At 65.1% G+C, this 13089-nt stretch carries 12 protein-coding genes; 5 read left to right on the top strand and 7 right to left on the bottom strand.

Going from position 1 to position 13089, the window contains the following annotated elements:
- The first annotated feature begins 76 nt into the window (after positions 1-76).
- Positions 77-1216 carry an MFS transporter gene (locus FCT00_RS02445; protein ID WP_008334287.1) on the top strand — a complete coding sequence of 380 codons (1140 nt, stop codon included), beginning with the start codon at positions 77-79 and terminating at the stop codon, positions 1214-1216.
- A 257-nt stretch (positions 1217-1473) separates the two neighbouring features.
- Here FCT00_RS02445 and FCT00_RS02440 read toward each other — a convergent pair whose 3' ends face one another.
- Positions 1474-2637 carry an alpha-hydroxy acid oxidase gene (locus tag FCT00_RS02440; protein ID WP_138421708.1) on the bottom strand — a complete coding sequence of 388 codons (1164 nt, stop codon included), beginning with the start codon at positions 2635-2637 and terminating at the stop codon, positions 1474-1476.
- 109 nt (positions 2638-2746) lie between these two features.
- Here FCT00_RS02440 and FCT00_RS02435 point away from each other — a divergent pair, with 109 nt between their 5' ends.
- Genes FCT00_RS02435 through FCT00_RS21575 form a run of 3 tightly spaced genes read left to right on the top strand, consistent with a single transcriptional unit; the run spans position 2747 to position 4407 of the window.
- On the top strand, positions 2747-3520 hold the full coding sequence (locus FCT00_RS02435; RefSeq protein ID WP_138421707.1) for a ZIP family metal transporter: 774 nt from the start codon (positions 2747-2749) through the stop codon (positions 3518-3520).
- Between the two features lie 60 nt (positions 3521-3580).
- Positions 3581-3952 carry a hypothetical protein gene (locus tag FCT00_RS21580; RefSeq protein ID WP_212747990.1) on the top strand — a complete coding sequence of 124 codons (372 nt, stop codon included), beginning with the start codon at positions 3581-3583 and terminating at the stop codon, positions 3950-3952.
- Complete coding sequence (locus tag FCT00_RS21575) at positions 3949-4407, top strand: MaoC family dehydratase (protein WP_008334291.1); 459 nt, start codon at positions 3949-3951, stop codon at positions 4405-4407. Before FCT00_RS21580 ends, FCT00_RS21575 begins: the two co-directional genes overlap by 4 nt.
- An 18-nt stretch (positions 4408-4425) precedes the next feature.
- Here FCT00_RS21575 and FCT00_RS02425 read toward each other — a convergent pair whose 3' ends face one another.
- Complete coding sequence (locus FCT00_RS02425) at positions 4426-4983, bottom strand: LapA family protein (RefSeq protein WP_138421705.1); 558 nt, start codon at positions 4981-4983, stop codon at positions 4426-4428.
- Positions 4980-6641 (bottom strand): NAD+ synthase, encoded by a 1662-nt coding sequence (locus FCT00_RS02420; RefSeq protein ID WP_138421704.1) that lies wholly within the window; start codon positions 6639-6641, stop codon positions 4980-4982. The genes FCT00_RS02425 and FCT00_RS02420 overlap by 4 nt, the downstream gene beginning before the upstream one ends.
- 149 nt (positions 6642-6790) lie before the next feature.
- Here FCT00_RS02420 and FCT00_RS02415 point away from each other — a divergent pair, with 149 nt between their 5' ends.
- A complete protein-coding gene (locus tag FCT00_RS02415) occupies positions 6791-8569 on the top strand; it encodes an MORN repeat-containing protein (RefSeq protein ID WP_138421703.1) in 1779 nt (592 codons plus the stop codon).
- A gap of 72 nt (positions 8570-8641) precedes the next feature.
- Here FCT00_RS02415 and FCT00_RS02410 read toward each other — a convergent pair whose 3' ends face one another.
- The 4 genes from FCT00_RS02410 to FCT00_RS02395 all read right to left on the bottom strand — a co-directional run bounded on the left by FCT00_RS02410 (position 8642) and on the right by FCT00_RS02395 (position 13003).
- Positions 8642-9925 carry an NAD(P)/FAD-dependent oxidoreductase gene (locus FCT00_RS02410; protein ID WP_138421702.1) on the bottom strand — a complete coding sequence of 428 codons (1284 nt, stop codon included), beginning with the start codon at positions 9923-9925 and terminating at the stop codon, positions 8642-8644.
- Positions 9926-10074: 149 nt separating this feature from the next.
- Positions 10075-10665, bottom strand: a complete 591-nt coding sequence (locus FCT00_RS02405; protein WP_008334304.1) for a TetR/AcrR family transcriptional regulator — start codon at positions 10663-10665, stop codon at positions 10075-10077.
- Positions 10666-10811: 146 nt separating this feature from the next.
- Positions 10812-12341: a cryptochrome/photolyase family protein gene (locus FCT00_RS02400; protein ID WP_138421701.1), complete on the bottom strand. Its 1530-nt coding sequence runs from the start codon at positions 12339-12341 to the stop codon at positions 10812-10814.
- Complete coding sequence (locus FCT00_RS02395) at positions 12335-13003, bottom strand: SDR family NAD(P)-dependent oxidoreductase (RefSeq protein ID WP_138421700.1); 669 nt, start codon at positions 13001-13003, stop codon at positions 12335-12337. Before FCT00_RS02395 ends, FCT00_RS02400 begins: the two co-directional genes overlap by 7 nt.
- Positions 13004-13089 lie beyond the last annotated feature (86 nt).

Raw genomic sequence — 13089 nt, 5'->3', positions numbered from 1 at the left:
GCCGGGGGCGCAGGCCCGCGACGAAACACGAATGCGTCGTGACGCCCGTTCCCGTTTGCGCTATCGGTCCCGGTGCATGACCCTGTTCGACGCCCTCAGAATCTCCCGCGGACCGGCCTTCGTCCTGATGGCGACGGGCGTCTATTGGGGTGGCCTCGCGGGCATGATGCCCGACGTCAAGGCGCATGTGGCGGCCTCGGACGGGGTGATGGGCGCGGTGCTGGTGGCGCCCGCCGCAGCCTCGATCCTCGCGATGGGGGCGGCCCCCTGGGCTGCGCGCCGGTATGGCGGATACACTCTGCCGGTCGCGGCGATCCTGATCGCGCTGACGCTGCTTCTGTATCTCGTCGCCGATACGCCTTTGGCTCTGGCCGGCGCGCTGTTCGCGGGCGGTTTCGCGGTCGCCTTCGCGGATATGACCGCGAATATCCGCATCGCCCATGTCGAGGCGCGGCGCGATGTGCATCTGATGAACCTGAACCACGCGGCCTATTCCTTTTCCTTTGCGATCACGGCGCTTCTGATCGCGGGGCTTCGCGGCGGTGGCTGGGATTTCAGGACCATCGCGATGATCCTGTCCGGCGTCGCGCTGGCCTATGCCGTGCTGGGGTGGGACAGTCGCGACCCGTCGAGCGGCGATGACGAGGCCGAGAGCGGCCCGGCGCGTCCGCCCATGATCGTGGTGCTTCTAGCCGGGGGGATGCTGTTTTGTTCCTTCGTGGCCGAGAACGCGACCGAGGGCTGGACCGCGCTGTTCATCGAACGCACGCTCGGCGGCGCGGTCGGCGAGGGCAGCTTCGGTCCCGCCGTCTTCGGCTTCGTCATGGGGGCCGCGCGCCTGTCGGGGCAGGCGCTGGTGCGGCGACTGGGGGCCGAACGGCTGATCCTGTCCTCGGCGGTGCTGGCGGTGATCGGGGCCATCGTGATCGCCCTGTCGCCGAGCCAGATCGTGATGCATGGCGGGGTGGTTCTGACCGCGCTCGGCGTTGCGGTCATCGTGCCCTCGACAAACTCGATCCTTGCGCGAAAAGTGAAAGGTCCGGCCCGGTCTATCGCCATTTCGCGGGCCTGGATGTTGGGATTGATGGGGTTCTTCATCGGCCCGGCCCTGATGGGCGGGCTCGCGGAACTGGGCAGTCTGCGCCTGTCCTTCGCCGCCGTGGCGGTTTCCTCCGCCGCGATCATCCCGGCGGTTCTGGCGCTGTCGCGGCGGTAGAGTTCCCGAATTGTGCGGGCTGACGCCCGCGCCGGGTTTGCGCGTCCCCGCCTCGGGCGGGCACACGCGGTGGGCGCCCTTGCCCGACGGCGCTCGCGACGACGGTCGGAGCATGGGCTGGGGAGGCGCTTGAGGGGGCGATCCGCCCCTCAAGGCGCCATGTCCAGCATGGGGCGAGTCGCCTGCGCGTCAAGGACGAGCCGCGCCGGGGCGCGGTCGCTGGCGCGATCCTTGACCCGCAGACGAATCGCGGAGGCTCAGGCCCAGTCGCCGGAGAAATCGCGCGGGATGCGCAGGATGTCGCGGTCGACCTGATTGATGTCGCGGTGTCCGCAGAAGGCCATGGAGGTGTCGAGTTCCTTGTGGATCACCTCCAGCGCGCGGGTCACGCCCGCTTCGCCCATCGCGCCCAGACCATAGACGAAGGCGCGGCCGATATAGGTGCCCTTCGCGCCCATCGCCATCGCCTTCAGCACGTCCTGACCGGAGCGGATGCCGCTGTCCAGATGCACCTCGATCCGGTCGCCCACCGCCTGAAGGATCGGGTCCAGCGCGCGGATCGACGACAGCGCCCCATCCAGTTGGCGCCCGCCGTGGTTCGACACGATGATCGCATCGGCACCCACCTTGGCGGCCATCACCGCATCCTCGGCTTCCATGACGCCCTTCAGGATCAGCGGGCCGCCCCACATCTCTTTGATCTTTTCGATCTTGGACCAGTCGAGCGCGGGGTCGAACTGATCGTTGGTCCAGGACATGAGCTTCGACGGGTCCGAAATCCCCTTCACATGCCCGACGACGTTGCCGAAACTGCGCCGTTTCGTGCCCAGCATCCCCATGCCCCAGCGCCATTTGGTCGACAGGTTCACGAGGTTTCGGACGGTCGGTTTCGGGGGGGCGGAAAGGCCGTTGCGAATGTCCTTGTGCCGCTGCCCCATGATCTGAAGGTCGAGCGTGATAACCAGCGCCGAGCAGCCCGCATCCTTGGTGCGCTGGATCAAGCGCGACAGGTAATCCTCGTCACGCATGACGTAGAGCTGGAACCAAAAGGGGGCCGTGGTGTGCTCGGCCACGTCCTCGATGGAGCAGATCGACATGGTGGACAGCGTGAAGGGCACGCCGAACTTTTCGGCGGCGCGGGCCGCCTTGATCTCGCCATCCGCGGATTGCATCCCGGTCATGCCGACCGGGGCGAGCGCGACGGGCATGGCCACGTCCTGTCCGATCATCTGCGTCTTCGTGGTCCGGTTCGACATATCGACGGCCACGCGCTGACGCAGGCGGATCGCGTCGAAATCCGACACGTTCTCGCGAAAGGTCTGCTCGGTCCACGAACCGCTTTCGCAATAGTCGTAGAACATCTTGGGCGCGCGACGCCGGTAGAGGCGTTTGAGATCGTCGATGTTGGTGATGACGGTCATGGATACCTCCCCCGGACCTGCTGTCCGCGCGACGCTACAGCCGGCGATCACCGTGCGCAACGCGACCGATTGCGCTTGCGCCCGGCGCGACGCCCCGCAAGGTGGCGCCATGTCTATCGTATTGATCGGATTGCTGGCGAGCCTTGGCGCCGGGCTCATGACGGGGGTCGGGGCGCTGCCCGTTCTCTTCGGTCGCACCATCACCCGGAAATGGTCGGACATGCTCTTGGGCTTCGCGGCCGGGGTGATGATCTCGGCCTCGTTCTTTTCGCTCATCCTGCCCGGTCTCGACATCGCCAAGATGGAAACGGGAAGCGTCTGGGCGGCTGCGGCCATCGCGGCGGGCGGGATTGTTCTGGGCGCGCTTGCCGTCTACGCGATGAACGAAGCCTTGCCGCATGAGCATTTCATCGCCGGGCCCGAGGGCGCGGACCCCGGTGCGCTGTCGCGCATCTGGCTGTTCGTCATCGCGATCACGATCCACAACTTCCCCGAGGGCATGGCCGTGGGCGTGGGGTTCGGCGGCGGCGACGTGGCCAACGGCATGTCGCTGGCCACCGGCATCGGCCTTCAGAACGCGCCCGAGGGTCTTGCGGTCGCCGTGGCCCTGCGCGGGCTGGGGTATGCCAAGGGGCGCAGTTTCCTGATCGCGCTCATGACCGGGCTGGTGGAGCCGGTGGGCGGGCTGATCGGTGTCGTCGCGGTGACCATGGCCGAGGCGCTGCTGCCCTGGGGGCTGACCTTCGCCGCCGGGGCCATGCTCTATATCATCAGCCACGAGATCATCCCCGAAACGCATCGCGGCGGGCACCAGCACCGTGCGACGACCGGGCTTATCGTCGGACTGGTCCTGATGATGTTTCTGGATGTCACGCTGGGCTGATCGCCGGGCCGGTGGCCAAGTTTCGCTTGCGCATGTCGCGCCACATGGCACTGTCGCCGCATGACAGCACGCACTGCCTTACGAATAGGTCTCTTGCTCTGGAGCGTCGCGTTCATTCTGGCGTTCATCGACTTCGGAATGACCGAACCATCCAGCGACGGGTTCACCGCCGGGCTGAACAAGGTCGCCAAGTTCATGGCGTGGCAGGCGGTGGCGCTCGTCATCTCCGTCATCGTCTGGGCGATCGGCAGCCGGTTCGAGCGTCGGTCGGCCCAACGGGTCGCAAGCCGTATTCCGGGGATCATCATGATCGCGATCGCACTCGCCTTCGGCCTGTTCATACTGAGCTCGGGCCTGATCGGCGGCATGGCGGGCGGAACGGAAACATCCCCACAAATGCCGGTGACCAAACCGGCGGAGCCTGCCCAGTGACACAAAGGTATTTCGAGGATCTGCCGATCGGGTTCACCTACCGATCCGGCGAGGCGGAACTGACCCGCGAGGCCATCGTGAAATTCGCCCGCGAATGGGATCCGCAGCCGTTCCATGTCGATGATGCGGCGGCGGCCGAAAGCCATTTCGGAACGCTGATCGCCTCGGGCTGGCACACGCTTTTGATCGCCTTCAACCTCGCCATGCAGTCGGGCGTCTGGGACGAAGCGTCGATGGGCGCCTCGGGGATGGACGAGGTGCGGTGGTTCCTGCCAGCGGTTCCGGGCGACGTCATCCACGTGCGGGCCGAGGTCGTGACGGCGGAACGGTCGAAATCGCGGCCCGACCGGGGGCGGGTGAGTTTCCGCAACGACGTGCATCGCGCCGACGGCAAGCGGATCGCGAGCTATATCGGCAATCACCTGATGAAGGCGCGCGGCACCTCGCTCGCCTGACGCATGCCCGATGGGCGATCAGGCAGGGACGTGTCCGGGCTTGGCAGGCGCGGGTTCCGGCGCGCCCGACACCTCCCACACGTCGCGCTGGCCGATCATCTGCTCTTTCGGCGCGTGGGTCACCGTCAGCCCGGCATTCTCGATCAGGGCGAGCACTTCGCCCACGATCATGTCGGGCGAGGTTTCGGCGCGGCCCACCGGGATCGGACGGCGCAACTCGCGCTTGCCGGAAGGAAACAGGGTGAGCGTCTCGTATGTGCCCGAGCCGCGCCGTTCCACGCGCACGATATGGCTCCACGGGATCATGCCATGCACCCCGACCTGCGCGCCTTCGGGCGTCAAAAGCGCCAGCCGCCGCCGCATGTGGGTTTCGGTCAGCCCGACCCAGCCCAGCATCACACCGATCAGAACCGGCACGGCGAGGATCACGCCGAGCGGTGTTTTCCACAGCGCATCGAGATCGGTCGTCGCCACGTTGAAGATGCAGATCACACCCAGCGCCAGAAACGCCGCCCCGATCCAGCGCATCGTGCGGAACGACGGCGGGGCCGCGTATATTTCCAACGTGTTCGTCATGTCTTGTCCCGCCAGCGGTTCACGATGGGATAGCGGCGGTCGAGCCAGAAGCTGCGCATCGTCAGGCGTGCGCCCGGCGCGGATTGGAAACGCTTGTATTCCGAGATGAAGATCAGGTGTTCCACCTTTTTCACCGTGTCCCGGTCGAAGCCCTGCGCCACCAGCTCGGCCACCGACAGTTCCTTGTCCACCAACCCTTCTAGAATGGCGTCCAGCACCTCGTAAGGCGGCAAGCTGTCGCTGTCTTTCTGATCGTCGCGCAGTTCCGCGCTGGGCGGTTTGTCGATGATGGACACCGGAATGACCTCGCCTTCGGGGCCCATCATCCAGTCGCGGTGGTTCGCGTTGCGCCAGCGGCACGTCTCGAACACCCGCATTTTGTAAAGGTCTTTGATCGGGTTATAACCGCCCGCCATGTCGCCATAGATCGTGGCGTATCCTACCGCGACCTCGGACTTGTTGCCGGTGGTCAGCAGCATTTCCCCGAACTTGTTGGACATCGCCATGAGGAGCAGACCGCGCAGGCGGGACTGGATGTTTTCCTCGGTCAGATCGGGGGCGTAGCCTTCGAACAGCGGGGCGAGCGTTTCCGTCACGGCGTCGCGGGGGCCTTTGATCGGCACGAAGTCGTAGTGACAGCCGAGCCTCTCGGCCACCGCCTTGGCGTCGTCCAGCGAGCCTTGGCTGGTGTATTCGGACGGCAGCATCACGCAGCGCACGTTTTCGGGGCCAAGCGCGTCGGCGGCGATGGTCGCGACGATAGCGCTGTCGATACCGCCGGACAGACCCAGAAGCACCTTCTTGAACCCGGTCTTGCCCATGTAGTCGCGCAGGGATTGCACCATGACGCGGTAGTCGGCCTCATAGGCAGGCAGGGCGGGCACCACCTCACCCGGCACGATGCGCCAGCCGTCGTCGCCGCGTTCAAGGTCAATGTGCCGGATCACCTCGTCGAATTCGCGAAACTGAAACGCAAGCTCGCCCTGCGCGTCCATGCCGAAACTCGCGCCGTCGAACACCTGATCGTCCTGTCCGCCGACCATGTTGAGGTAGATGAGCGGCAGGCCCGTCTCTTCGACCCGCGCGCGCATCACGCCGTGGCGCGTCTCGACCTTGCCCCGGTAATAGGGCGAGCCGTTCGGCACGGCGAGCACCTCGGCACCCTTTTCGGCAAGGTTTTCGCAGACCGCATCGGGCCACCACGCATCCTCGCAGATCGGGATGCCCAGCGTGAGCGGCCCGACCTTGATCGGGTCCTGCGGTTCTGCGTGGCTGAACAGGCGTTTTTCGTCGAACACCGTCTCGTTCGGGAGCATTTGCTTCAGGATGCGCCGCCGCACCCGCCCGCCTTCGAGAACCCAGTAGGCGTTATACAGGTCTTTGCCGTCGTGATAGGGGCAGCCGATCCCCATGACCGGGCCATCGGCCACGTCCTTGGCCAGCGCCTCGCACGCCTCCATCGCCTCGGACCAGAAGGCCGGGCGCATCACAAGGTCCTGCGGCTGGTAGCCGGTGAGGAAGCTTTCGGTCAGCATGACCATGTCTGCCCCGGCCTCTTTCGCGGCGGTCCACGCCGCGCGCGCCATGTCGGCATTGCCGGGAATATCACCCACAACAGGGTTCAACTGGGCCAGTGTCAGGCGAAAGGTGTCAGCCATGTCCATCCTCGCGAGGTCGCGACCCTCTTAGCGGGGTTCATGGGCAGGGAAAAGCCGGGTGCCGTGATTGTCATGCGAAAACAATTGTCTCTCATGGCCCTGACGCTTAGGTTTCGCACACTTTCCGAACGAATGCCCACGAGGTTCTCATGTATCGCGCGATGCGTCTTGTCCTTCCCCTCGCCGCCAGCCTGTGCGCCAGCGGCGTCTTTGCGCAGGACGGGGCCGATACGATGCAGTATGACGACGGCCGCGTCTATGAAGGCACGTTCAAGGACGGGCAGCCCCACGGACAGGGCACGCTGCGCACCCCGGCGGGCTACGAATACACCGGCACCTTCGTCGAGGGCGAGATCCGGGGCGAGGGCGTCGCGCGCTTTCCCAACGGTTCGGTCTACGAAGGGAACTTCGCCGCCGGCAAGCCGCATGGCTTCGGCAAGATCACCTTCGCGGACGGGTCGAGTTTCGAAGGCGACTGGGTGGACGGCAAGATCACCGGGACCGGGATCGCGGAATACGCCAATGGCGTGACCTACGAGGGTGGTCTGCGGGAGGCGCTGCATCACGGGCGCGGCAAGATGGTCAGCCCGTCGGGCTTCACCTACGACGGCGAGTGGAACATGGGCCAGAAGGACGGGACGGGCACCGCGACCTATGCGGACGGCTCGACCTATTCCGGCGGGTTCTCGAACGACCAGCGGCAGGGGCAGGGCACCTATGTCGGAACCGACGGGATGCGCTACGAAGGCCAGTGGGTCGCGGGCCAGATGCACGGCTCCGGGATTCTCACGCAGGCCAATGGCGACGTCTATCAGGGCCAGTTCGTCGAAGGTCAGCGGTCAGGCGAGGGCAAGGTCACCTATGCCAGCGGCGACAGCTACACCGGCGCCTTCCTGAACGATCACCGCAGCGGGCAGGGCGTTTTCGCCGGCGCGGACGGGTATCGCTACGAGGGCAACTGGGTCGACGGCCAGATCGAAGGCGAAGGCACCGTCACCTATCCCGACGGGTCGGTCTATCAGGGCACTTTCCGCGCGGGCCTGCCCGACGGCAGTGGCACGATCACCTATCCCGACGGCGGCACCTATGTCGGCGACTGGCGCGACGGGGTGATCGAAGGCACGGGCCGCGCGACCTATCCCAACGGCTCGACCTACGAGGGCAGCTTCGTGTCGGCGCTGTTCGATGGCGAAGGCACCCTGACCTTCGCCGAAGGTCACGGCTATACCGGCGGCTGGAAGGCGGGCAAACGCCACGGTCAGGGACGCGAGGAATACGCCGACGGCTCCGTCTATGACGGCGGCTGGGCCAATGGTGAACGCGACGGGCAGGGCACGCTGACGCTGGCCGACGGGTTCACCTATACCGGCGAATGGAAAGACGGGATGAAACACGGCATGGGCACCGCGACCTATGCCAACGGCGACGTCTACGAAGGCATGTTCGCGAACGACCAGCGCAACGGGCAGGGCACGGTGGCCTATGCCTCGGGCGAGCGGGTGTCAGGCGCATGGGTCAACGGCGTGATGTCGTCGATGCTCGAAGGTGGCACGCCCGCGCCGATTGTCCCGGCTGCGACCGAAGCCGAACCCGAAACGCCCGCGGCCGAACCCGAGACACCTGCGACCGACCCGGTACCTGCTGCGGAGCCCGAGCCCGCCCCCGAACCGGAACCGGAACCTGCGCCCGAGCCTGAGCCTGAACCCACACCGGAACCCGCGCCGACGCCCGAACCCGAGCCCACGCCGGAACCCGCGCCTGCCCCTGCGCCCGAGCCGGAGCCTGCGCCCGCCCCGGCACCCGCTCCGGCGCCTGCGCAAGAGAACCAGTCGTCGGATCAGAACAATTCGGCCGCGCCCCGTGTGCCGTCGGGGCCGCCGCAGGCGCCCGAGATCAATTCGACCCTGGGAAGCGGCGGGCTTTACTGATTCCGACATCCTCGACCACGAAAAAGGCCGCCCACTGGGCGGCCTTTTCCCTTTTCCGATGCAAGGGCTGCCTCAGCGGCCTTGGATCTTGTTGATCTTCATGATCTTCATCGCGGTCTTTTCGTACCACGGCTCGCTCACGCCCTTGCGAACCTTGCGCATGAAATACCATTCGAAGGCCAGCTTCGCCCAATGCACCCATTTGCCTTCCGACGCCCAGTTCACGTTACGCGGCGGGTTCTGGGGCATGGCGAGGAACGCGGCCCCCCTGTCGCCGAAATCGGCAAGGCAAAGCGCGTTCCAAGACGGCAGGTTGTTCGGCTCCTCTCCCGCAAGGATGCGGGGCAGGTTGTGGGCCGTCGCGGTCACCATCGACTCGATCATGAAGCCGGTCTTGGGCACACCCGTCGCGACCGGGGTCGCCACAGGCGGTGCGATGGCGATGGCGACGCCGATGCCGAAGATGTTGCGGTATTTCGGATTGCGCTGGTATTCGTCGACGATGACGAAGCCGCGCGGGTTCACCAGCCCATCGATGCCCCGGATCGCCGGGATGCCGCGAAAGGCGGGCAGCATCATCTTGTAGGTCGCCGGCACCTCGTGCGTCTTCTTTTCGTTGCCGTCCTCGTCGAACTCGGTGACGTGGACCGCGCCCTCGGTGAACTTGTCGGTGTGCGCGTTGGTGATCCACTTGATGTCGCGGTCGCGCATCGCGCTTTCCAGCATCGACTTGGTGTCGCCCACGCCGCCAAGGCCCAAGTGGCCGATATAGGGTTCCGATGTCACAAAGGTCATCGGCACCTTATGCTTGATCTTGCGGCGGCGCAGGTCCGTGTCGAGCGTGAACAGGTATTCATAGGCCGGGCCGAAGCAGGACGCGCCCTGAACCGCGCCGACGACGATGGGGCCGGGGTTCTTGCAGAACGCCTCCCACGTGCCACCCTTGCCGCCCGATTTCTCGGCATGTTCGATGGTGCAGACCGAGTTCGTGTGACCCTCGGGTCCGAACCCCTCGATCTCGTCGAAGGCAAGCTCCGGCCCGGTCGCGATGATGAGGTAGTCGTATGTGACCTCGGCCCCGCTCTCGAGCTCGATCCTGTTTTCCTCGGGCACCAGTTTCGTCGCGCCGTCGCAGATGAAATCGATCCCCCGGCGTTTCATCACCGGAGCGAGGTCGATGGTGATCTCGTCCTTCGAGCGCCAGCCGACACCGGCCCACGGGTTCGACGGGGTGAACTGGAAATAGGGCTTGTTCGATATGAGCGTGATGGTGTCGCTGCGTGTCAGCGTTTCCTTCAGCTCATAGGCCTGGATGGTGCCCCCAAGGCCCCCGCCCAGAACGACCACATGCGCCATGATGTCTCCTCCCACAAGAGGGGCGCAGCGATCCCACCAAGCGCCCGAGCAGGCCGCGACAGTGCGGCCAAGGGCGATTGTATACTATCGGAGACCGAAAAACGGAAGCATAAATTCATATTTTAGAATGTTACATTCCGCCGCAGGTTTCAGGTGCGGATCATCGCGATCAGGTTGTCCGCAAGACGCGCGCCTTCTTCTTCCAGATCGAAGGTCTGGCCCTTCAAGGTCCAGTCGAGCGTAAGACCGTGGAGCGAGGAGAGCACCACACCGGCCACTTCCGATGGTTTCAGGTCGTGCCGAATGATCCGTGCGCCCTGACCCTGCTCGACCAGCCCGGCGATCATCGACGTGCGCTCGGAATGCATGGCATGGAAACGGTCGCGCAGCGCGGCGTTGTCGGCCTGAAGCTCCAGCGAATGCAGGATCGAGGGCAGGGCGGGCCGCCATTTGACCAGATCGACGAAATTCTTCACGTAGTCGCGCAGCCCGTCCAGAGCGTCTCCGGCGGTGCGCGCGATGCCTTCGATGTCGGTCACGATCCGCTCGCTCACGGCGTCCCAAATCTCGGCCTTGGTGCCGAAATGACGGAAGATCGCCGGCTGGGTCACCCCCACCGCATCTGCAAGGTGCTGTGTCGTCACGCGGTCCGGCCCCATCGTCGCCGACAGCTGGATCACCGTGTCCACGATTTCGGCTTTGCGGTCGGCGGCGCTTTTTCTTCTGCGCACCTGGTCCACGAATACCTCCTTTTCGACCGGCCCATCCGGTCATGTCTGGAAATCCTGACAGCAAGGACTGACTAACAGTGACTCATATGGGCTTTAAATACGATAGTGAAATACAACTTTTGGCCGTGCAGGCCGATTTTCGCTTGGGAAGTGGGTTACGGAGTCTCACCATTATCGAGTCGGGCCAAGAATTCTTCGGCTTCCGACAGGATCACCTTTTTCCGGTCCGTGTCCATCCGGTCCCATGTCGCATAAATCGTTCCCATGCGGGGATTTTTTCGGAACCTTTGCGCGTGTCGGTCAAGGAACCACCAGTAGAGCAGGTTGAACGGGCAAGCGCCTTTCCCGGTCTTCTTGCGCACGTCATAGGCGCAACCGTCACAATAGTTTGACATCTTGTCGATATAATTGCCGGACGAGACATAGGGCTTGGACGCGATCATGCCGCCATCTGCGAACTGGCTCATTCCGATCGTGTTCGGGGCCTCGACCCATTCGAACGCGTCGGCATAGACCGACAAATACCAGTCGTGCACCTGCGCCGGGTCCGCGCCGATCAGAAGCGCGAAGTTCCCGGTAATCATCAACCGCTGGATATGGTGCGCATAAGCGTTTTCGCGCGTCAGGGTCACCACTTCGGACAGGCAGGCCATATCGGTCTCGCCGCCCCAGAATAGCCATGGCAGATCGCGGTCGTGCCGCAGCGCGTTGCGGTCGGTATAGCCTGGGCCGTCCATCATGTAGATGCCGCGCACGTATTCGCGCCAGCCGAGGATCTGGCGGATGAACCCTTCGGCCGAATTCAGCGGCACCTTCCCGTCGCGATACGCCGTCTCCGCCCGGCGGCACAGGTCGAGCGGGTCCAGAAGCCCGATGTTCAGCGCGGGCGACAGGATCGAGTGATACAGATGCGCCTCGCCGGTCAGCATCGCGTCCTGATAGGGACCGAAGCCCTCAAGGCGATTCGCGATGAAGTCGTCGGCGGCCTTCGCGGCCTCTTTCGCGGTGGTCGGATAGGCGAACCCGTCCAGATCCCCGAAATGGTCGGCGAATTCGTCGGCGACAAGTTCCAGCACTTCCCGCGTCACGTCATCGGGCTTGAACCTCGGCACCTTGGGCTGGAACAGGTCCGCCTCGGCGGGCTTTCGGTTGTCGTGGTCGTAATTCCACTTGCCGCCCTCCGGCTTTTCGCCATCCATCAGGATGCCCGTCTTCTTGCGCATCAGCCGATAGAAATACTCCATGCGGAGTTCCTTGCGCCCCTTCGCCCAATCCTCGAACTCCGATTGGGTCGAGATGAACCGGGTGTCGGGCAGGCGCGTGACCTTCAGCGGCAACTCGTCCAGCATCTCGATCAACCGCCAGTCGCCGGGGGTGGTGCAGATCACCTCCTGCGCGCCGAATTCGTCCGCGCGGCGCAGGAGTTCGCCGTCGATGGTCTGTGCGTTGTCCGTGTCGGTGAGCCGGGCATAGGCCGCGGTCCAGCCCTCTTCGATCAGCTGCGCGGCGAACTTGCGCATCGCGGCAAAGATCAGCGCGATCTTCTGCGGATGGTGGTTAGGCCTTCCCGCCTCGCCCCGCACCTCGGCCATGACCACCACATCCGTCTCCCGGTCGGCCGCATCCAGCGCGGACAGCGTCGGGGCCAACTGGTCGCCAAGGACGAGGATCAGGCGGCTCACCACACCACCCGCTTGCCCTGCCAGTCGAAAAAGAGCCCCGTGTCCTCGGGCGCCAGACCGTCCAGAACGCCCAGCAGGTTCGCGGCGGCCTGATCGGGTGTGACCTTGTCGTGGCCCGCGCCGTGCACGGCGGTCAGGTCCGTCTCGACCGTGCCGGGGTGCAGGGCCACGCAGACGGCCTGTTTGTGGGTGCGGGCAAGTTCGATGGCGGCGCCGTGCATGATCTGGTTGAGCGCGGCTTTGGCGGCGCGGTAGCCATACCAGCCGCCCAGCCGGTTGTCCCCGATGGACCCGACCCGCGCCGACAAGGCCGCAATGGCCGCCGGGCGGTCGCGGGGCAGAAGGCGGGCGGCGTGGCGCAGGACCAGCGCGGGGCCGATGGTGTTGGTGCGAAACTGTGCCTCCAGTGCGGCGGCATCGATCTGGCGCAGCGCCTTTTCGGGGCCGTGTCCGTCGATCTCAAGCGCCCCCGTGGCGATGAAGATCAGATCGACCGGGCCTTCGACGCCCCCAAGCAGCCGATCCACGCCTTCGGGGTCGCCGTAGTCCAGCCCCTCGGTGCTGCGGGACAGACCAGTGACCGCCCAGCCGTCCGCCTTGAGTTGCCGCGCGATGGCCCCGCCGATCCCGCCCGACGCGCCGATGATGAGTGCTGTTTTCGTCATGGGGTGTTTACGACACGCATGGGCCCTCAGACCAGTTCCACCGAAAAACACTTTTCATTCACGCTGGGCGGGGTATAAATCCGCCC

This window comes from Maritimibacter alexandrii, assembly GCF_005871115.1.
Classification (GTDB): Bacteria; Pseudomonadota; Alphaproteobacteria; order Rhodobacterales; family Rhodobacteraceae; genus Maritimibacter; species Maritimibacter alkaliphilus.
The sequence above is the reverse complement of the archived record's forward strand: the minus strand, read 5'-3'. Positions and strand labels throughout refer to the sequence as shown.